This window comes from Vibrio vulnificus NBRC 15645 = ATCC 27562 (assembly GCF_002224265.1).
In the GTDB taxonomy this organism is placed as follows: Bacteria; Pseudomonadota; Gammaproteobacteria; order Enterobacterales; family Vibrionaceae; genus Vibrio; species Vibrio vulnificus.
Genome location: NZ_CP012882.1, coordinates 926,499 through 947,806, shown reverse-complemented (window position 1 = coordinate 947,806; position 21,308 = coordinate 926,499). Strand labels below are relative to the sequence as shown.

Below are 21,308 nucleotides of genomic sequence, written 5' to 3'. Positions count from 1 at the left end.
TGGACTTAAGTCTTAGTTAACCTGATGAGCAAGATGAAGCCCAATAAACGTCAACATCGACCAAGCATGTTGCGTTACTTTAGTTCACCATAGCGTTCAAGAAACAGCACTGTCGCCGCAGTGCGCGAAGGCACTTTGAGTTTTTTCAACAAGCTCTTCATGTGCACTTTGACCGTCGATTCAGAGATAAACAGTCGGTCTGCGATCTGCTTGTTACGAAAACCACGCGCCACTTCTTGTAAGATCTGACGCTCACGATCGGTCAGCTCATCAAAGACATCTGTATTTTCTTCACGTTGAAGCAGATATTTCGCGACAACGCTGCTGTAGGCTTTGTCGCCCAAATGCGCTTTCTCAAGCAACTCCACCAGCTCATCGGGCTCGGTATCTTTCAAAAGGTAACCATCCGCACCGGCTTTTACGATGGCTTCGATGTCAGCGGGGCTATCTGAAACGGTTAAGATAACGATACTTGCTTCACAGCCATCCGCTCGCAATGCTTTTAAGGTATCCAAACCAGACATGCCTTTCATGTTGAGATCCAACAAGATGAGGTCTAGTTCGTTTTCATGCGCTTTGGCAACGGCCTCTGTGCCATTGCTGGCTTCTGCGACTACTTCAAATTGCTCTTCGAAGCTCAATAGTTGGTTAATACCACGACGCATCAAGGGATGATCGTCCACCAACATTACTCTACACACCGTCAAATTCGTGTTTCCTTAATACGTTGATATTTTAACACTACAGCACAACCATTCTGTGGCGATGCGGAGACCGATAACGATCCGTTCAAACGCGCCGCTCGCTCTTGCATGATGGACATGCCGTAGTGATTCAATTTCTGGTTACACTGATCAAACCCTACCCCATCATCACTCACGGATACCGTGACCCACTCCCCTTCTTCACAACATTCGATCCGAATGTTGGCGGCTTTGGCGTGTTTAATGGCGTTGATGGTGGCTTCACGAATCAATTGCAACAAATGCACTTGTTGGTGAGCGTCCAGTTCCACCGACGAAAGATCATTGGTTAAATGAATCTCCGCTTCCGTTTGATCCCCCAGTTGCACCACCATTTCTTGTAGCGCTTGACCAAAGGTGCCTTCTTTAATCGTGAGTCGGAAAGTCGTCAGCAGTTCACGTAATTGGGTGTATGCCGACGACAGCCCAGTATCTAATTCCGCAATCACTTGATTGGTGCGCGCTAACTGAGGCTCATCGTTCAACTTCGCGACGCTGCGTTTTAGCAATGATACCTGAATCTTGAGGTAAGAAAGAGATTGTGCCAACGAATCATGTAACTCACGCGCAATCGTTGCTCGTTCTTCCATCAAAAGCAGCTGTTCTGCTTGTCTTTGCGCCTGATTGTAGTAAACCGCGCGCGATAGGATTTGCACGAAATTGTCGATCAACGCTTGATCAGGGCATGGCAAACCGCTGCACCAATGCAAATACCCTAAGTGTTGCCCATCGAGCGTTAACGCTTTTTGATTACAACGCCCGACGCATTTAGGGCCTTCAGTGAGCACCAAGTTACGCTCGCCGATCTCTTCAATCTCTAATTTGGCGGACACAATGCCTTCGATACTCACAATGTGTCTCAAAATCGCTTGGAAGTTCTCTTGGCTGATGCGTGATGCCGTCAGCTCTTGAGAAGAATGGTACAGCACCTGAAGAGACTGATTGGCGTGTTGCAGCTTGTGCGTCTTCTCATTCACCGCTTGTTCCAGCCCTCGGTAGAGTTTACCCAGGTCAGCCGCCATATTGTTGAAGGTTCTGGTGAGAATACCCATTTCATTATCACTGGTGACATTGAGAGAAACATCAAACGAGCGCGATTGAATTTGCTCACTGGCCGTGACCATCGCCTTGAGTGGCGTAACCACTTCACGACGCACAAAGTGAACAACGAAAATGCTCACCAATAAAATCCCGCCCAAGCCTAAACCACCAACCCAAGCGAGCTTGATCAGTTTCTGTTCAGAAAAATGTTGCAGCTTAAAAACAAAAGCGTCAATTTGTGAAACAAAGCCAGCGACCAAAACCAAATAGCGCTCTCTATCTTTACTTTGCAGCACTTCTTTTAATTCGTGCCAGCGCATGATCAAACGATAGTAGTCGTGGGTGATATCATCAGGCACCGTCCAATTTTGCAGTGCTTTCATGGACGGCGAATATATCGAACGCTCAAACAAATAGATGTGAGAGGAATAATCCTGTGCATTGATTTGAATATCATGGGCTAAACGGTAACTTTGCATGCGCATAGAGCCTGCCACGTTAACCGCCTCTGCATCATTCAAGCTAGAAGCTAGGTTGATAATTGCAAAACTGGTTGTTGCAATAGATAGCAGCAAGATCAAGCCCATTGCCTTCGCAATCGTGCGTGTTACCGACTTTTTCACCGTTTTTAGCAATTTATAACCTCTTCACTAACAAAACGGCAGCGAAGCCTCTCCGTTTCACGTTTTTCTGTTAACAATATCAATATGTGATCACTCTCGCCGGAATTTATTGATCTAAAACAACATTGCCGCTTAATTACCCCCTAAGGGGTATTTATACAAATATGTCAAAAACTACAATTTATGTGCGCTTAAATGACAGTTTATTAATGAGAAATGTGAACTAACATTAAGTCATGTTTCTTAAACTCAGGATAGTACAGTGGTAGACCTTTCAAGAAGACGTTTATTTTCCAGAAAAAAAGTCGATGACGGCTTAATTCGTCTTCCCTGGTTGGCTGATCGCATGCAGTTTACCGATCAATGCACTCGATGCGGTAAATGCGTTGAGCAATGTGAAACTCAAATCATTGTTAAAGGCGACGGAGGCTTTCCTACCGTCGATTTCTCTATTGATGAATGTACGTTTTGTTACCGTTGCGCAGAAATCTGTCCCGAGTCACTTTTTTTAGCGAAAGATGCGCAGCCTTGGCAAGCTAGGGCAATAATCAATGAGTCCTGTTTGTCGTACCACAACGTGGAATGTCGCAGTTGTGGCGAGATGTGTGAACCCATGGCTATCCAATTCAAATTGGAAATCGGCAAGGTAGCACAACCTCAGATAAACCTTGATGAATGTAGTGGATGTGGCGCTTGTGTTTCGGTTTGCCCCTCTTCATCCATCAATGTGAGCATAAACGAATAAAAGAATAATGAGAGAGAATTATGGCACTAAATGAAGTGCATATTTCAAGTTTAGTGGTACACGTGGCCCCTGAGCACTTAGGCACGATAAAGACGCAGATCGAAGCCATCGAGAACGCGGAAATTTATGGTGATAGCCCAGAAGGCAAAATCGTCGTGGTTCTGGAAACCGAAAACCAAGGTTTCGTTACCGACACCATTGAAACCATCAACAATTTACCGAACGTTCTCAGCACGGTTCTGGTTTACCACCAAATTGAAACCGATCTGGATGACACGGACGAAGACACTGGAACACAACATTCCCAAATCGAGGGTGAAGTATGAAAATGACAAGACGTGCGTTTGTGAAAGCAAACGCAGCTGCATCAGCGGCGGCAGTAGCTGGCATTACACTGCCTGCTTCAGCAGCAAACCTGATCGCTAGCTCAGACCAAACCAAAATCACATGGGACAAGGCTCCTTGTCGTTTCTGTGGTACAGGCTGTTCTGTACTCGTAGGTACTCAGAACGGTAAAGTCGTTGCAACACAAGGTGACCCTGAAGCACCAGTAAACAAAGGCTTGAACTGTATCAAAGGTTACTTCCTATCGAAGATCATGTACGGTCAGGACCGTCTGACTCAGCCACTTTTACGTATGAAAGATGGCAAATACGACAAAGAAGGTGACTTCACACCAGTGTCTTGGGATGTGGCATTCGACACCATGGCTGAGAAGTGGAAAGCTTCTCTGGCGAAGAAAGGCCCAACAAGCATCGGTATGTTTGGTTCTGGCCAGTGGACGGTAATGGAAGGTTACGCGGCGGCGAAAATGATGAAAGCGGGTTTCCGCTCGAACAACATCGACCCGAACGCTCGTCACTGTATGGCATCTGCAGTGGTCGGTTTTATGCGTACCTTTGGTATCGATGAACCAATGGGTTGTTACGATGACTTCGAACACGCAGATTCTTTCGTGCTTTGGGGTTCGAACATGGCCGAAATGCACCCTGTTCTTTGGACTCGTATCACTGACCGCCGACTAAGCCACCCGCATGTTAAAGTAAACGTACTTTCTACTTACTACCACCGTTCTTTTGAGCTGGCTGACAGCGGCTACATTTTCCATCCACAATCTGATTTGGCGATCGCAAACTTCATCGCAAACTACATCATCCAAAACGATGCTGTAAATTGGGATTTCGTTAACAAGCATACCAACTTCAAACAAGCGACTACCGATATCGGTTACGGCTTGCGTGACGATGACCCGCTGCAGAAACAAGCGAAAAACCCGAACTCTGGCGATATGACGTCAATCTCATTCGAAGAGTACAAAAAATCGGTTGCACCATACACAGTTGAAAAAGCCTCAGAGATGTCTGGCGTTGCGCAAGACAAGCTGATTGAACTTGCAAAACAGTATGCGGATCCGAACACCAAAGTGATGTCACTTTGGACAATGGGTATGAACCAACATACTCGTGGTGTGTGGATGAACAGCCTTGTTTACAACATCCACCTACTAACCGGAAAAATCGCAACTCCGGGCAACAGCCCATTCTCGTTGACTGGCCAGCCATCTGCTTGTGGTACCGCTCGTGAAGTAGGTACATTTGCACACCGTCTGCCTGCAGACATGGTCGTTGCGAATCCAAAACACCGCGCTATCGCTGAGAAAATTTGGAAACTGCCTGAAGGCACCATTCCACCAAAACCAGGTTTCCACGCGGTTCTTCAAGACCGCATGCTGCACGACGGTGTACTGAACTGTTACTGGGTTCAGTGTAACAACAATATGCAAGCTGGCCCGAACATCAATGGTGAACGTCTACCAGGTTACCGCAACCCAGAAAACTTCATCGTCGTGTCTGACCCATACCCAACGGCGACAGCGCAAGCGGCTGACCTAATACTTCCAACAGCAATGTGGATCGAAAAAGAAGGGGCTTACGGTAACGCCGAGCGCCGTACTCAAGCTTGGTACCAACAAGTTGGCACAGTCGGTGAAGCGAAATCTGACTTGTGGCAAGTCATGGAGTTCTCTAAACGCTTCAAGATGGAAGAAGTGTGGCCAGAAGAGCTTCTAGCGAAAGCGCCTCAGTACCGTGGTAAAACCATGTACGACATGCTGTTCGCTAACGGGCAAGTGGATAAGTTCCCACTGTCAGAAGCTCGCCAGCTTAACGATGATTCACACCACTTTGGCTTCTACGTACAGAAAGGTCTGTTCGAAGAATACGCTGAGTTTGGCCGCGGCCATGGTCACGACCTAGCACCATACGATGTTTACCACACTGTTCGCGGTTTACGTTGGCCAGTGGTTGACGGCAAAGAAACACTTTGGCGTTACAAAGAAGGCTCGGATCCATATGCGAAGAAAGGCTCTGGCTGGGACTTCTACGGCAAACCTGATGGCAAAGCACTGATCATCTCAGCCCCTTACGAGGCGCCACCTGAGTCTCCAGATGCTGAATACGACATGTGGCTATGTACTGGCCGTGTTCTTGAACACTGGCACACTGGCACCATGACTCGTCGTGTTCCTGAGCTTTACAAAGCGGTTCCAGACGCGGTGTGTTACATCCACCCAGAAGATGCGAAAGCACGCGGTCTGCGCCGTGGTGACGAGGTTCTTATCTCGAACAAACGTGGTGAAGTACGTGTTCGTGTCGAAACTCGTGGCCGTAACCGTCCACCTCAAGGCTTGGTATTCGTACCATTCTTTGATGCACGAATTCTGATTAACAAGTTGATCCTTGATGCGACTGACCCGCTGTCTAAACAGACAGACTTCAAGAAATGTCCCGTTAAGATCACCAAAGTTGCCTAACAGACCGAAATGCACAGGCTGCTCTTAGATATTAAGGGCAGCTTGAAAAGAATTAAGCCATCAGGCGGAGATTACATGATGAAAAAACTATTAATGGCACTGTTATCTGTAAGTGCACTTTCATTGGGGACATTGGTAGCAGGTGTTGCACAAGCTGAGCTGGATAACCCAGGCGGCATCGGTGGTTTAGAATCACTACGTGGTGCAACCAACCTTGAAGACACGCGTCCTGCAGATGATTTTAAGAAGTTCCCTCGTGAACAAGCGCTAGACAGTGATTACATCTATCAGCCACCATTGATTCCACACAATATTCGTGGCTACGAAGTAACACTCAACGCGAACAAATGTTTGGCGTGTCATAGCTGGAAAAACGCTAAAGAAATGGGCGCAACCAAAATCAGTGTGACTCACTTTGTAAACCGTGAAGACGCTGTATTGGCTGACGTATCACCTCGTCGTTACTTCTGTTTGCAGTGCCACGTTCCTCAAGCGAATGCTAAACCGCTTGTAGAGAACGATTTCGAGCGCGTTGACTCACTGCGCAAGTAATAGCCAACAACAGAATCAAAGAGGCTATCTATGAAATTACTTCAAGCGTTTTGGAAGCGACTAAGCACTCCTAGTAAAGCAGCAGCAGGTATTTTGCTGTTCATGGGATTTGCTGGTGGTCTTCTATTCTGGGGCGCATTCAACACGGGTATGGAGGCGACTAACTCAGAAGAATTCTGTTCTGGTTGTCACGCTCCAATTGTTGCGGAAATCCAGGAAACAATTCACTACTCTAACCGTTCTGGTGTTCGTGCGATTTGTTCCGACTGTCACGTCCCTCATGAGTGGACAGATAAGATCGTCCGTAAAGTGCAAGCATCAAAAGAGTTGTTTGCCCACTTCATCGGTACTATCGATACCCCTGAGAAATTCCAAGAGCGTCGTGCTCACCTTGCTGAGCGTGAATGGGCTCGCTTGAAAAAGAATGACTCATTGGAATGTCGTAACTGTCACGAGTTTGAATACATGGACTTCTCAGAACAAGGTTCGCGCAGTGCAAAACAGCACTCGACGGCACTGGCTTCTGGCGAAAAAACCTGTGTAGACTGCCACAAAGGTATCGCTCACAAACTGCCTGACATGCACGGCGTTGAAGGCTGGCAATAAGGAGAACAAGCATGAGTACACTGGAATCGGTTATTTGGCATGTTCTTGGTTATAGCGCTATGCCTGTCATTATTCTAACTGGGTTTGCTGGCGTTGCCGCCGTCTCACTCTGGTTATTGTCTTTGGGTAAAGACAAAGACATCTAAGAATTCGTCAACTCTTTTGCCTATTTTGTTGATGACAAAACCCCAGATGGCTTCCCATCTGGGGTTTTCTTTTTGGCTCAAGGCGTTAAAAAGAAGCAAACAAAGTAACTATACCCTAGTAACTTCAAGAGACTGGATTTAGCGTCTTATGCTCTGGTTCACTTCAAAAGTTCATCTTGCCTATTTTCGACAATCCACAGTTTGTAGAAATCGCTGTAGCCTGTTTTACGCACTTGAATACCTTGGACTTGCTGGGCTTTGGTGATTTCTTCTCGCCCGACAAACAAAGGCAAACAACGGTGGCTTTGGTATAACGCTCGCTCAATAGTTTGTAGTGAAGGCAAAGGTTCAGACTGTTCCACGGCCAACGCAATCTCTGCTTTGTGCGATTGCCACCGTTCCTCATTGAGTGCAAAGCGCAGACCCGATGCGATGAGCAACCATTCGTACAATCCGTATTCAAGAGGCGCTTCAATCACCTCTTCAATAAACAATACGTCAGCGATGTCGCGTACGCTTTCTGGTCTACTGATTTCTGTTAGCTCAACGACGTCTAGTTCCAATCCAGTTGAGCGAATCGTGTCATGTAACCACGCGGCAATATCGGCGAGATATGGAATGGTCCATTTGGGCTCAGCCAGTACTAATTTGCCAGACAAAGAGGGAGGCGCGATAAACGCCTCCTTTTGTAACCGTGATTGATGAGCAGACAGCTGAAAATCAACACCATCAACCGCGTTTTGCCGATCAAAATGCACTTTGGCTCGCTCAAGAAAATGGTACAACTGTTGCCATGTGTCTGATGAGATGCCACTTTGCTGACGGCGATGGTAGGTTAAGTAAGAGAAAGCACTAATTTGAGTAACCTCTTTATCACCCTCTTCGTTATTGAAACTCATCGCGTTGAACAAAGACTCTTGAGCATGGGACAGCGTTACTTTGTGTAATAACGCTTTTTCCGCAAAATATTCGTTATGGCGCATCAAAATGAGTCGGTCGCGATTCCAACGCTCGATGCGAAACGGTCCGGTGCCAACAAAATAGCAATGGCTCTGATCGCACTTAACAGAGTCAGGACAGACAATGGCAGAATGAGGCATCGCAAGAAGATAAGGAAAAAGTTGATTCGCATGCCTTAGTGATATTTCAATTTGTGTCGCACTCTTCACCAAGACCTGTTCCATCTCTTCATACAGATGCAGTACCGGCCCTTGTGAATGGCTTAGTCGCTCTAGGCTCCACGCGACATGTTGCGCAGAAAGTATTTTTCCATCATGACGCACAATATCGGGCCTCAACCATATGTGCAGTTTTCTTCCTTCAATGTGCCAAGCGTGCGCAAGTGAAGGTTTCAGTTCTCCGTACTCATCCTGTTTAAACAAGGTATCGTATACGCTTTTGATCACCTGTAGCTCTGCCAAACGCATGGTCCAGAGTGGATCTAGCGTATCGACCCAAGGATATTGGGTGATTAATAATTGATTGTTCTCTTCATTCGCTTGATTTTGTCTTTCTGTCGCTTGTGTCAGAGCGCGAATCGTGGCTTGTCCATAGACCTCAAGCAAACGGGTGATGAGTGCAAATCGACCATGCTTTAACTCTTCGGCTATGACATCACACAATGCCTCATCAAATGAAGAAACCACTTTTAGTTGGCTCGTGCGACTGCGGCCGACTGAAGGTTGCCACTCAATCCATCCCGATTCAGAAAGGTTCTTCATCACAATGGAGGTGTTTCTTCTTGAAGTCGACAGTGTTTTTTCCAAGTCGTCGATATTGACAGAGTGGCAGGTGTACAACTCATATCGCGACAGCAGCTGATGAAATCGTCTTAAATTTATTTCGCTCACAATAGCTTTTTATGTTTTGCCAATGGATGAAAGATGACCATAAAGCCTGTCAGTGTCTGCTCCCACTTTATGCAGACTCATCAAAACATTGGGTAATTTATAGTTATTAAAATAGCACAGAGACTCCAACTAGATGGAGCCTCTGTGAAAGTGGGTACGGTAGATAATAGCTGTCCCCTACAGTAAGAACATTGATCGACTAGCGTCTTTGTTCAAAAAGAAAAGCCTTTTTACCCAAATCAGGTAAACACACGTGCAGTGTCGCTCATTCCGAGCAACGAAAATAGGAATAATTAATAGAAAAAGATGCGCGATTTATGCAGGTGCATGCCAACGTAGAGTTATCAACCACCACAAAAGTACTTGAGTGTCTTTCAAAGGTGACAAGAAGAAAAAGCGCACTGCCGGTTTTACATGCAGTGCGCTGAGGTTAGAACCAAGGTTACTCTGTAATCGGTAGTACCTGCTTGACATACTGTCCTGGAGCAATGTCGATAACCGGATTGGCTTCAGAGCCTTGTCGATATGGAAGGACTTTTTCATCAGGGTTAAACTGCGCTAACCACTGATCCCAATGCGTCCACCAAGAGCCTTCTTTATGCTGTGCATTGGAGAGCCACTCGTCGGCTGACTCATCGAGATTGTCGTTCACCCAGAAGCCGTACTTGTTCTTAGCCGGTGGGTTAACAATACCCGCAATATGACCTGATTCACCTAGTACAAAGGTTTTATTGCCGCCCATGTTAAGCGCGCCTCGATAAGTGCCTTGCCACAACGCGATATGGTCTTCTTTGGTTGAAATAAAGTAACTCGGTATACGGATCTTATCGAGATCAATCCAAACACCACCAATTTTCACGCCTTTGTCTTGAACAAGTTTGTTGTTCAAATAGAGCTCACGCAGCATAAAATTGTGGGTTGCCGCCGCCACATTGGTACTGTCGCTATTCCAATACAACAAATCAAAGTCAACAGGGCTGCTGCCTTTTAAGTAGTTGTCGACGTAATAGTTCCAGTAGAGGCTGTTTTCGCGTAGCAGACTGAACGTCACACTTAACGAACGACCATCCATGTAACCTTTGGCGTTATTTTGCAGCTCAATGGCACTGATGATGGTGTCATTAATGTAAGCACCCACTTCGCCTGGTTGGGAGAAATCGAGTAGCGTTGTAAAGAAGGTCGCTGACTTTATGCGCTTTTTCATGCGCTTCGCAGCATAGTAACCAACCGTACACGCCAATACAGTGCCACCAATGCAGTAACCCGCTGCGTTAATCTGCTCTTGACCCGTAATTTCTTCAATCGCAGTCACAGCCTTGACGACGCCTTCGGTCACATAATCCCCGAACTCGACATTGGCTTGCGCTTTACCCGGGTTTTTCCACGACATCATAAACACGCTGTGGCCTTGTTCTAGCAGCCAGCGAACCATGGAGTTTTTGGCTGTGAGATCAAGGATATAGTATTTATTAATGAAAGGAGGAACGATCAAAAGCGGAGTTGCGTTCACTTGCTCTGTCAACGGGCGATATTGAATCAGTTCAAACAGATCATTTTGGAAAACGATGTCACCCGCCGTTGTCGCAATATCTTCACCGATGCGAAACGCATTATTGCTGGTCATGCGAATTTTGAGAATGTCTGCACTCGACTCAACGTCTTCTCTGAGCAGTTCCATCCCCGCGAGTAAGTTTTCACCATTTTTTTCGATCGTCAATTTCAACAACTCTGGGTTGGTCGCGATGAAGTTTGATGGAGAAAGTGCGTTAATGGCTTGACGAGAGAAAAAGCTAATGCGCTCTTTGGTTTTTTCATCCAGACCTTCTATGGCGTCAATGGTATCCATATAGGTCTTGCTGAATAAAAGGTAAGACTGTTTGATAAAGCTATACATAGCTTCGGACTGCCACGCTTCGTTTGAGAAACGCTTATCCCCTTTGTCCGCTTCAATGATACTTTGAGTATTGCCAGATAGCGCAACATTCTGCCAAATTTGCAGTTGTTGCTCCCACCACTGCGTTTGCAGTTGCAGAATGGCTTGTGGTTGATTCGCCGCTTTTTCAAAGAATTTCGCGGTATCCTCAAAGTTCACTTCTTGCATTGCCTTGTTTAAAGGAGAATTGACGGCTGCCTTGCCAACTTCAAAATCCTGCCACCACTGTTGATTGGTCTCTTGGAGCTTAACAAGATAGTCCGAAAAGAAGTGCTGTAACATAATGGTACTCCCTGATTCGGAAAAAAACGCCGCCTATTGGCGGCGTAATAGTGGGACTAGTTACGCTGGGGTAACAGTCTTAAGGTTTTCCGAAGTTAGCTTCTCAACGTCGTCTTTAAACTCTTTAGCAATCGCTTGAAGTTTATTGCTGTCGTCTAGCATCTGCTGAGAAAGCTTAGTCAGTACATTCAGTTGTTGACCGTTAAAAGAAGCCAATGACGTCACATCTTTCACTTCAGATGCCGCTTTCATTTGCGCTAGCCCCATTTCGCTGTATGTGCGAATAGCGTTTAGCTGAAGCTCGGTCAGTACTTCAACATTTTTTGTCACAAGCTTGTTGAACTTGAAGTATGGCTGAAGATTTTTTTCTGTTTGGTCACTGAAAGTTTTGAAAAAATCCGTATACATGGTGTGTCTCCTAACAATTGTAGATGTTGTTTAATCCGTATTACTTAACTGCTTTCACAATCACTGCCGTTCCCATACCGCCACCAACACATAGTGACGCAACGCCATACTGACCGTTTTGTTTTTGAAGCTCATGAATTAACGTCACGAGAATTCGGTTACCCGACGCACCTAGCGGATGCCCTAATGCGATTGCACCACCATTCGGGTTCGCTTTGTCTTGAATCGATGCCACTGGCACTTGGTGTTTATCGGCAAGTTGATGAATCACACCTAGTGCTTGGGCAGCAAAGGCTTCATTCAACTCATACACATCAATGTCTGCTGTATTCAGTTGTGCTTTTTCAAGCGCTTTGCTAACGGCCTCTACGGGACCTAATCCCATGATTTTGGGGTCAAGGCCAGACTGTGCGTAACTCACCACTTCTGCGATAGGTTGCAAACCGTATTCTTTCACCGCTTGCTCGGATGCCAGAATGACGGCACTCGCCCCATCATTAATGCCAGAAGCATTGCCCGCGGTGACCGTGCCTTCTTTATCAAAGGCTGGGCGTAACCCTTTTAGCGCTTCAAGTGTTGCGTTGGCTTTTGGATATTCATCGGTATCAAACGTCACTGTTTGGCGACGTACGGTCACTTCAACGGGCACAATTTCGTCTTTAAATTTGCCAGCTTCTATCGCCGCTACGGCTTTCTGTTGACTCGCCAATGCATATTCATCTTGCTGATCACGAGTGATGCCCACTTCTTTCGCGACATTTTCTGCTGTAACGCCCATATGGTATTGATTGAAAACATCAGTCAAACCATCAGCAATCAGCAAATCTTGCAGTGCCATATGACCCATCTTGTTACCATCACGAACGTTTGCAGGCACTGTAAATGGAATTTGTGACATCACTTCGACACCAGCTGCTACCACCACTTTTGCGTCACCACTGCGAATATGAGAAACGCCATCCATAACGGTTTTCATGCCACTGCCACACACCATATTGAGGGTGTAAGCAGGCACTTCTGCTGGGATGCCGGCTAGGATTGCGGCTTGACGGCCAATGCCCATACCTTGTGCAGCACTCACCACATTACCCACGATCACTTCATCAATCAGTGAAGCATCCACTTTGGCTTGTTCAATTGCACCTTTGATGGCGACAGATGCCAATTCACCAGCCGCGACCGTTTTCAACGAGCCGCCAAAAGCGCCAATCGGGGTGCGTTTGGCCGCAACAATAAATACTTTTTCCATCTCAACATCCCTTTAATGCATGTATAAGCCGCCGTTTACCGACAGCGTTTCACCCGTAATGTATGCGCCTGCATCGCTCACCAAGAAAGCAACCGCTTTGGCGATTTCTTCTGGTGTTGCCAGTCTTTGCATAGGAATTTGAGATTTGATGCCTTCGAGCACTTCATCGCGCATTTGCTCGACCATCGGTGTAGCGGTGTAACCAGGAGCAACGACATTGACCGTCACACCACTGCGGGCACCTTCGTAAGCGAGGGCTTTGGAAAAGCCGATCATGCCAGCTTTAGCCGCAGAATAGTTAGCTTGGCCAAACTGACCTTTAAGGCCATTTACAGAAGAAATATTGATCACTCGACCACCCCCTTTTTCGCACATGGCGGCAAAGAGCGGTTGAGTCACGTTGAACACACTGTTGAGGTTAGTATTAATGACATCAAACCAAGATTGCGGGGTCATTTTCTTAAACACCCCATCACGAGTAATACCGGCATTATTGACGACGACGTCGATCGTCCCCTCTTCTTCCAGTAATTTACTCAAGCGGTCGGCACACTCTTCTGTATTCGTCACATCCAGTTCAAATAAGCGGACCTGATCTTCGGTAAAGCCTTTTTCATTAAACCAATCTAACGCACATTGATGATTTCCCGTGTAATAAGTAGCAATTAAACGGTAACCATTTTCAACAAGTTGGGAAGAAATTGCAGAACCAATCCCGCCTTTTGATCCAGTGATCAAAGCGACTTTTTTCATCTAAGAACTCCATTCTTAACAGCAAAAATTTAGCGCACATCCATTGGCAAATAATTACCAACTGACAAATTAAATATTATTCAATGTGTCTTCACTGACACTTATCTATATATTTAAGCTAACTTAGAAATGTGACATTTCAAATAAAATTTGAAAAATTGCGCGTAAGGTTGAGCTAGATCCCATAAGGAATGAAATGTTATAAAAAGGTTAACGATTGCAATAAGCAATTTAAAACAACAACTTACGATGGCTCGATTTTGAGATATGCAATTATAAGCATTTGTTAGGAAAGGGATTTTCTCTTTTTTGCGTGTTACATAACAGATATGAACAGAAACTCAGACATTATACTTAAGTATAAATAAATCAATAAGCACAGTGCTATTTAATGATAAACAAAAAAATTAAGTTCTCTTTCATGCCAATGGAACATATATATATTTCCATTTTTTTGCTCGCATAAAATAAAAGCCACAATTATCTGTGGCTTTTATTTTATGTCTTGTTGGTTTATTCCAAAGTTATTATTAACTTCGAATAAAGATGCTGCTCTTTTATGGTGCAGTGTCCACTTGTACTGGTAAATAGTGCTCCGGTTTTAAATGCAGCCATTCTGGCAACACGGTACCGATCGAGATAGACGACCATGTACCCGATAGCACACCAATAAACATCGCGGTCGAGAAGCCTTCCAATGCATTACCGCCCATAAACCATAGTGCGGCAATCGTAATTAAGGTGGTTCCCGATGTCACCATTGTGCGCGAGAAGGTTCCTAATACCGCTTGGTCGTTAATGTTTTCCGTGGTTTCATTCTGTTTGGCAATCAGCAATTCTCGTATCCGGTCCGCAATGATAATTGAGTCGTTCAATGAATAACCAAGGATAGCGAGTATGGCGGCAAATACCGTTAGGTTGAACTCCATTTGTGTGATCGCAAAAAAACCCAACACAAGCACTACATCGTGAAGCAGTGCGAGTAGAGAACCACTCGCTAAGCGCCATTCAAAACGGAAACAAAGATATCCAAGAATACACAAGATGCTGATCAACAACGCCATACCACCTTGATCAACAAGATCTTGGCCAACTTGCGAGCCGACTACGCTGTTGCTGATGGTGGTGACATGATGGGACACACCCTCTAACACTTGCTGAATGTTCGGCGCTTGAGTTTCCCCTTCAGGCAGGGAGTAACGAATAATCCATCTCCCCTCTTCTCCCGATTTAGTGACCGTTGTTGACTCTCCTAATACGGGTTTCAATTGATCCAGAAGTTGGTGATTGGTTAACCCTGTGTCCAACTTGACTTCGGTCACCATACCGCCAGTAAAGTCCAAACCCAAATTTAAGCCACGCAGGCCCAAGGCCACTAAAGAGACCACCATCAACGCCAAGGAAATCACGCTGGTTAGGTAGCGGATAGCGCGGATGTGTTTTTTCATAAATTCAACCATGGTTATACCCTCACATTACGACGACTATCTTTACCCCACACCAAATTGATCATGGCGCGTGATGCAAATACCCCAGTAAACATACTGGTTAATAAGCCGAGTCCTAGCGTCAAAGCGAAGCCTTGAATCGGACCATTACCAATCGCATACAAAACAACGGCGGTGATCATCGTGGTGATGTTTGCATCCAAAATGGTGGCAAACGCGCTGTCAAAGCCGCTATCAATCGCTTGTGCCATGCTTCTTCCTTCACGCATCTTATCTTTGATTCGCTCAAAAATAATCACGTTCGTATCCACGGCCATACCAACGGTCAGCACTAAGCCTGCGATCCCTGGTAAGGTTAATACGGCACCCGGTAGCAAGGCGATTAGGCCAAGCAAACAGAGCATGTTTGCAACAAGTGCAACGTTTGCAACCCAGCCTAAACGGCGATACCACAACGCCATAAACGTCAGTGTTAAGCCCATACCGAGAGCAAGTGCCGCAAAGCCATTTTGGATGTTTTCAGCCCCCAATGACGCGCCAATGGTACGCTCTTCAACAATCGAAACTGGCGCAGTCAACGAACCAGCACGAAGCAATAACGCAAGTTGTTGCGCTTCATCCATGCTGCCTGCGCCAGTAATGCGGAACTGACTGCCTAATTGTGACTGAATGGTAGCAACGCTAATCACGCGCTCACTACGAGCAATGTCACCATTTTCTTGGGTGGTGTATTCACGATAAACGGTCGCCATTGGCTTACCAATGTGAGTGGCGGAAAAATCGCTCATCATCTTGCCACCAGCATGATCCAAAGAGATGTTGACTTCCGACATGCCCATCTTGTCGACACCTGCTCGTGCATTGACAATATGTTCACCCGTTAACACCGGTCTCTTTTCAAGCACGACGGAACGGCCATCGGCGTCTTGCAGTACCAAATCATCACCACTTCTGGCATCACTTGGTGATTTGACGGAATAGAATGCTAGGCTTGCCGTTGCACCGATCACATTCTTCGCTTGCGCAGGGTCTTGCACGCCTGGCAGTTCAATACGAATGCTGTGAGCGCCTTGACGTTGAACCAACGCTTCAGTAATACCAAGCTCTTCAATTCGACCACGCATGATCTTCAAGTTTTGCTGAAGGGTTGTGGTTTGAAACTCCGCCGCATAAGCATCCGAAGGTTTCACTTCCAATGAGTCGGAATGGGTGCGAACTTGCCAGTTAGGATAGTTGCTGCGTAGATAGTTGCTCACTTTTTCCAACGCCACCGCATTATCGCTTTGTACGGCCAGTTGGGCAGTGCCAGTATTGCGAACCTGAACACCACGAAGTTTTTCCGTGCGCAGCATTGCACGAATTTCATCTGATAAAACATCACGTTGTTCGTCGAACGCTTTATCTACATCGACGTTAAGTAAAAACTGCACACCACCGCGTAAGTCTAGACCCAACTTGATAGGGTTGAATCCCATATCAGAAAGCCATTGCGGTGCCACAGAAACATAAGAAAAGCTGATGTTGGCATCATCACCAAGAGTGTTGTCTAAAATTTTTCTCGCTTGGCTTTGCGCATTTTCATCAGAGAAAACTAAGGTCGTCACGCCTTCTTTTTCTGTCACCTTGTCGACTGAAACCGATTGATGCTCAAGCAAGCCTTTTAGCTGTACAACGTCGTAATGCTCGCTTGTCGGCCCTTTGGCATTATTCTGATAAGAAATTTGGATTGAAGGCTGTTCACCAAACCATGTTGGAATTGCGCTTAACGTTAAAATAACCAGTGTCGTCATCAACACCACGTATTTCCAAGCGGAATAGTGATTAAGCAACTTCTGCGCTGCTTTGTGTTTTTTTGTCATAGAGTTCCCCTCCGTCGCAAAAGACAGAGTTAATACAGTCAAAATAAAATGTGTTTTTGTTGGACTGAGTTACGAGAACTGACTATTAAGTGCCACATACATGGCATTGGTTTCTTTCCAACCCGCTAAGCGATGATTGGCAACGTAGTGATACTGAGTCTGTAGAGCTTTACGAGCTATGGCACAGACAACATTGACATGAACGTTCGGTAGCGCATCTGGGCTTTCGTGCCCATCGCCAAACATCAAAGGCGTTGTGTCGGATGCGTTTTCTTCTCGCTGAGATACGTTCCAGCGACCAGCGTTGAGAATACCTGCAGCGTCTGTTTTGAAGTGGGATTCTGAGACTGGCAGTGGTGAAGAGTCTGATTCTTCGCGCTGGGTTGTTTCTTGTGTTGTGGGGCCAATTTGGTGTTTGAGCACCGTAAATTGACCATTTGCTGCATGATTACGCTGATTGCTCTCTGCAATAGATGCAATCACTTCCACTGGCATCATCACCAATGTAAGCAGTAAAGCAAATAATCGCAGTAAGCTGTTGTGCATAACTCTTCTCTGAAGATCAAAAAGAGCAGGCAAGTTTGCCTGCTCTCGCATAGTATGCCCAGATGTGATTTAGCTCAACTAAAAAGTTCTAAAAGTTAACCCTATAAAAGCCTACCGACCAATAAGGTACGTTAATTATCGATAAAAGATCTCACCTGTTTGAACGTCGAGGTAAATCTTGTTTTCTTGGGCTAAACCGCCACAGTAGATGAAGTAGACATCCCTATTTTGAAACGTCACCGATCGCACCCAACCGCCTAACTCCTCAAAATCCTCTGGTTTGCAAGTACCATCGTTCAGCAACATCTGCGTGTATTTTCGATAAACGTCGCGGTGCTCTTTTAAATCATCAGACTTAACAAGATAACCATCTAAGATCTCCAAGCGCTCCATTTCTTCGATGATCGGTTTCGCATCAGAGAGCTTTGTCATATCGACCCACTCTGCCCTTTCTTCACCACCCTCTTCGTAAACTAGATAGTCGGAAATTCTTCCCCAGCCATTTTGCTTTTCGAGAATGGTGATCTTCTCGCCTTTATACAACGCATCTATAATCAGCGCTTGCGGATCCGGTTTATTCCTCACGTCAATTCGGCGCTCAATAACGTAATAGTCGGTGATTTCAGGCTCGGGGGCTGGCAGTTCCATGATTGGCTGTGGTTTCTCGGGAACAATTGGCTCCTCTACCGCTTTAACGTTTTCTTCGCTACCTGCCTCCATAAAGAAAACGTAGTAACCTGCCCCACCACCAATCAGCAGTAAAACAACAATCAATATGATCATGATTTTCTTCATGAATTCTTACCACCCTTCTTATGACTCAATGGTTTGGGCTTGCTAAACGGATGTCTATATTGCCAGTTATTTGAGTATCGTTCTAATTAAGCACACAAATAGTTCTCACAAAATCACATATACTGTATAGCACAGCCCACCATTTACTCTCGATTATGGTTAAGTGTGCTCTGATAGCATTATCATTGATGGTGTTTTCTATCCCTCTCACTGCAGCGAGTCAGTGTAATCCGCATGGCTGGAAAACATTGCAGGACAATCAAATCGAACTTGAGGGCTATTACAATACAAGAGCCACGCAATACAACACGTTACTCGCCATCCATAAACAACGTCGGCTACTCTCACAACAATTTAGCTTAGATGAGTTGGTCCAGTTGTGGAACCATGCGGACAGAGTCCACTATCGTGAATTTGAGCAGCAGATACGTAGCGCGCGGCAATACGCCAACGCCGTCAGCTCTCTCAAAGATCAGTTGATTGAGAAAAAAACGCAAGCACTAAACATAGGAAGCCAGTGGTCCTCCATGGCCAACGCCTGTAAACAAGCTAAGAGAACCGCCAACTTTAATTCCGCGTTATGGTATAGCGCCTCGTCCAACGATCTGGCTAACGACTTCTCTCATTTAGAACAAAAATTCACCCAGCTCGGAAAAATCTATGAGAAAGAAGCACACCAACTAGAGACCGCACAACTCTATGCTGAGCAGGCAAAGTAACTTAGAAGATCACCGACCCAAATATGTACAAAATTTAAGCAATCAGATACAAAATAGCGACACAGCTCACAATAATCCTTTACTTATGCTGAATTTTTGAGTAATTTACTATTCATAAATTTTCATAAAACATAACAATTGGCTGGTGAAAATGCAAAACGACATGGTTTTCAAGTGGTTGAGTCACATGGATAGTCAAAACGTTACAAAGAGCAAGTTACTTTCAGTAGTTAGGCACGTCAAAGAGTATGGATCAATTAACGATCTCGAGTTATGTAAGATCTTTGGCGAGACTATTTGGAGTGATGGGGGCGAATATCATTCAGCTGCTTTCTCATTCCGAATTGATCAACAAACCGGCAATTGCGAGATCTCTCAAATTCGCAGCTATTAAGAAAGAGTTACTAAAGCGGAGCCCAAAAGGCTCCGTTTTTTATTGGTCTATCGATGCCGTCATCACTGTGGTTCGACAATCAACTCAGTTAACTTAATGAATAGATCGGCACTCGTTGTGATTCTTTTACCTTGCGGATAGCCAAATGCGTATGGATATCCTTAACGTTTTGTAGACGTTGTAGCTTACGAGTAAAAAGCTCATAACCTTCCAGATCCCTCGCCACCACTTCCAGCAAATAATCATACGCGCCAGACACCACATGGCAACTGACCACTTCATCCATGGCCACAATAGCTTGCTCAAAATCGTCAATCGAAGCGACTTGATGATTGTTTAAACTCACCTCGACAAACACACTCATAGCAATCCCAACTCGTTCACGAGCCACTGAAGCATGATAGCCACGAATAATTTTATCTTTCTCTAGCCTCTTAATGCGACGTGCACAAGGCGAGGGAGAGAGCCCTACCTCCTCGGCAATTTCCGCCGCCGTCAATTGGGCATTTTTTTGCAGCAATTCCAAAATTCGTTTATCAATCCTATCCATCGTCCTGCCATTTACCATCATTAAACCAAGAGAAATTAGCAATTTTTGGCATTTATAAAATAAATAAAGGCATATTTTGCCAAAAAACATTACTAACAATAGCCGATAATTAACATTTGTTTAACTTGTTTCTTCGCAAGGTATTTTATGTTGCTTGGGTATCTGGCTATTGGTGTCACCTTACTACTTTGGTCGGGCTTTTTTCTCTCTCTAAAAGGTGGAGCAATCTCTGCATTACAACCTGCGGATATCGCATTTACTCGCTTTGTTGTTCCTATGATTTGCCTGTTGCCAATTGTCGTTAGAGCACGCCGAAGCGTCGCTTCTGTGCCATTTCGTTATTGGCTCGGCATGTTTATAGGAAGCGGCTTGCCTTATTTGCTTGTGGCAGGAACTGCGATGCAGTTCGTTCCTGTATCCCACGGCAGCGCGCTCGTGCCAGGTACTCTTCCCTTATTTGTCACTGGTATTGCTGTCTTGCTCTTTAAGCAACCGTTAAGCCAACACCGTATTATCGGTCTTAGCTTGGTGATCGTTGGGATTGGTTTATTTCTTGTCCCTCATTTGGGGCTTTACCAAAATCAGCTTAACGCCAACGGTCAGGAAACCACAGGGCATTTCTTGTTCTTAGCTGGCAGTTTTATGTGGGCAGTATTTACCATTTGCGCTCGAGTCGCTAACCTCAATCCTCTTGTTGCATCTGGTGTGATCGCTTTCGCTTCGATGCTGTTACTAGCCATATTGGTTAATTTGGGTATGCTGGATAGCTATCTCCTTAACACACCAATCCGCCAATGGCCTTGGTATGAACTCTTTGGACATCTGCTTGTTCAGGGTATTGGAGCAGGTTTGTTAGCCGCGTTCACTTACCTATACGCCGTTAAGGTTCTCGGCGCAGAGCGTAGTGCGGCATTTGGCAGTGCGACCCCGGTATTAGCAACTCTCTTAGCGATTCCTATTTTTGGCGAGTATCCAGATCCCCTAACTTGGATTGCCCTGTTCGTGGTCAGCTGCGGAAGTCTCATTGCAAGTAATGTATTTATGCGATATGACGCATCAATGGATTACCGACCACCACAGCACCATCAAGTCAAGCCATCAAGTGAAAGGTCGGTGCCTTAGCTCTTAGCTGCTAGCTGTTAGCTCTCGGCTTCGTAACAGCTCACGAAACATAACAAAAGTCACTCACATCGCAGTGATGGCCTTTGTATATCAGGTTCCGAGGTTTATAGTTTAGGAAGTTGATTTTGATAG

The 21,308-nt window shown here is 45.6% G+C and carries 20 protein-coding genes; 8 read left to right on the top strand and 12 right to left on the bottom strand.

Annotated elements, in window-relative coordinates; translation table 11 throughout:
* Positions 1–74 precede the first annotated feature (74 nt).
* Together AOT11_RS19840 and narQ are read right to left on the bottom strand one after the other, a co-directional pair.
* On the bottom strand, positions 75–707 hold the full coding sequence (locus tag AOT11_RS19840) for a response regulator (RefSeq protein ID WP_017421675.1): 633 nt from the start codon (positions 705–707) through the stop codon (positions 75–77).
* Complete coding sequence (gene narQ, locus AOT11_RS19835) at positions 704–2,419, bottom strand: nitrate/nitrite two-component system sensor histidine kinase NarQ (protein ID WP_017421674.1); 1,716 nt, start codon at positions 2,417–2,419, stop codon at positions 704–706. Before narQ ends, AOT11_RS19840 begins: the two co-directional genes overlap by 4 nt.
* Before the next feature lie 250 nt (positions 2,420–2,669).
* Between narQ and napF the strand changes: the two genes are divergently transcribed.
* The 6 genes from napF (at position 2,670) to AOT11_RS19805 (ending at position 7,268) form a co-directional block, all read left to right on the top strand.
* On the top strand, positions 2,670–3,152 hold the full coding sequence (gene napF / locus AOT11_RS19830; RefSeq protein ID WP_017421673.1) for a ferredoxin-type protein NapF: 483 nt from the start codon (positions 2,670–2,672) through the stop codon (positions 3,150–3,152).
* A gap of 20 nt (positions 3,153–3,172) precedes the next feature.
* Complete coding sequence (locus tag AOT11_RS19825) at positions 3,173–3,478, top strand: chaperone NapD (RefSeq protein WP_011152448.1); 306 nt, start codon at positions 3,173–3,175, stop codon at positions 3,476–3,478.
* On the top strand, positions 3,475–5,964 hold the full coding sequence (gene napA, locus AOT11_RS19820) for a periplasmic nitrate reductase subunit alpha (RefSeq protein WP_017421672.1): 2,490 nt from the start codon (positions 3,475–3,477) through the stop codon (positions 5,962–5,964). The genes AOT11_RS19825 and napA overlap by 4 nt, the downstream gene beginning before the upstream one ends.
* A 78-nt stretch (positions 5,965–6,042) precedes the next feature.
* Complete coding sequence (locus AOT11_RS19815; RefSeq protein WP_026050682.1) at positions 6,043–6,516, top strand: nitrate reductase cytochrome c-type subunit; 474 nt, start codon at positions 6,043–6,045, stop codon at positions 6,514–6,516.
* 30 nt (positions 6,517–6,546) lie between these two features.
* Positions 6,547–7,122: a NapC/NirT family cytochrome c gene (locus AOT11_RS19810; RefSeq protein WP_017421670.1), complete on the top strand. Its 576-nt coding sequence runs from the start codon at positions 6,547–6,549 to the stop codon at positions 7,120–7,122.
* An 11-nt stretch (positions 7,123–7,133) separates the two neighbouring features.
* Entirely contained in the window at positions 7,134–7,268 is a 135-nt protein-coding gene (locus tag AOT11_RS19805) for a TIGR02808 family protein (RefSeq protein ID WP_011152451.1), read from the top strand.
* A 158-nt stretch (positions 7,269–7,426) separates the two neighbouring features.
* Here the strand turns inward: AOT11_RS19805 and AOT11_RS19800 are convergent, their stop codons facing one another.
* The 9 genes from AOT11_RS19800 to AOT11_RS19760 all read right to left on the bottom strand — a co-directional run bounded on the left by AOT11_RS19800 (position 7,427) and on the right by AOT11_RS19760 (position 18,391).
* Positions 7,427–9,118 carry an ABC transporter substrate-binding protein gene (locus tag AOT11_RS19800; protein ID WP_017421669.1) on the bottom strand — a complete coding sequence of 564 codons (1,692 nt, stop codon included), beginning with the start codon at positions 9,116–9,118 and terminating at the stop codon, positions 7,427–7,429.
* A gap of 442 nt (positions 9,119–9,560) precedes the next feature.
* Entirely contained in the window at positions 9,561–11,333 is a 1,773-nt protein-coding gene (gene phaC / locus AOT11_RS19795; RefSeq protein WP_017421668.1) for a class I poly(R)-hydroxyalkanoic acid synthase, read from the bottom strand.
* A gap of 60 nt (positions 11,334–11,393) precedes the next feature.
* The gene (locus AOT11_RS19790) at positions 11,394–11,741 is read right to left on the bottom strand and encodes a phasin family protein (protein ID WP_011081668.1); all 348 of its coding nucleotides are present in this window, start codon (positions 11,739–11,741) and stop codon (positions 11,394–11,396) included.
* Between the two features lie 40 nt (positions 11,742–11,781).
* Positions 11,782–12,990 (bottom strand): acetyl-CoA C-acetyltransferase, encoded by a 1,209-nt coding sequence (locus AOT11_RS19785; protein ID WP_011152463.1) that lies wholly within the window; start codon positions 12,988–12,990, stop codon positions 11,782–11,784.
* A gap of 12 nt (positions 12,991–13,002) precedes the next feature.
* The gene (locus AOT11_RS19780; RefSeq protein WP_015728153.1) at positions 13,003–13,743 is read right to left on the bottom strand and encodes an SDR family oxidoreductase; all 741 of its coding nucleotides are present in this window, start codon (positions 13,741–13,743) and stop codon (positions 13,003–13,005) included.
* A gap of 557 nt (positions 13,744–14,300) precedes the next feature.
* A complete protein-coding gene (gene secF / locus AOT11_RS19775; RefSeq protein WP_017421667.1) occupies positions 14,301–15,203 on the bottom strand; it encodes a protein translocase subunit SecF in 903 nt (300 codons plus the stop codon).
* 2 nt (positions 15,204–15,205) lie between these two features.
* Positions 15,206–17,050, bottom strand: coding sequence for a protein translocase subunit SecD (secD, locus tag AOT11_RS19770; RefSeq protein WP_026050681.1), 1,845 nt, complete (start codon positions 17,048–17,050; stop codon positions 15,206–15,208).
* A gap of 69 nt (positions 17,051–17,119) precedes the next feature.
* Entirely contained in the window at positions 17,120–17,596 is a 477-nt protein-coding gene (locus tag AOT11_RS19765; protein WP_017421665.1) for a hypothetical protein, read from the bottom strand.
* A gap of 135 nt (positions 17,597–17,731) precedes the next feature.
* A complete protein-coding gene (locus tag AOT11_RS19760; protein WP_017421664.1) occupies positions 17,732–18,391 on the bottom strand; it encodes an SH3 domain-containing protein in 660 nt (219 codons plus the stop codon).
* A 188-nt stretch (positions 18,392–18,579) separates the two neighbouring features.
* On the opposite strand from AOT11_RS19760, the gene AOT11_RS19755 reads away from it, so the two are divergent.
* Positions 18,580–19,110, top strand: a complete 531-nt coding sequence (locus tag AOT11_RS19755) for a hypothetical protein (RefSeq protein ID WP_017421663.1) — start codon at positions 18,580–18,582, stop codon at positions 19,108–19,110.
* Positions 19,111–19,592: 482 nt separating this feature from the next.
* On the opposite strand, the gene AOT11_RS19740 is transcribed toward AOT11_RS19755, so the two are convergent.
* Positions 19,593–20,054, bottom strand: coding sequence for an Lrp/AsnC family transcriptional regulator (locus AOT11_RS19740; protein ID WP_011081676.1), 462 nt, complete (start codon positions 20,052–20,054; stop codon positions 19,593–19,595).
* A gap of 147 nt (positions 20,055–20,201) precedes the next feature.
* On the opposite strand from AOT11_RS19740, the gene AOT11_RS19735 reads away from it, so the two are divergent.
* Complete coding sequence (locus tag AOT11_RS19735; RefSeq protein ID WP_017421660.1) at positions 20,202–21,176, top strand: DMT family transporter; 975 nt, start codon at positions 20,202–20,204, stop codon at positions 21,174–21,176.
* Positions 21,177–21,308 lie beyond the last annotated feature (132 nt).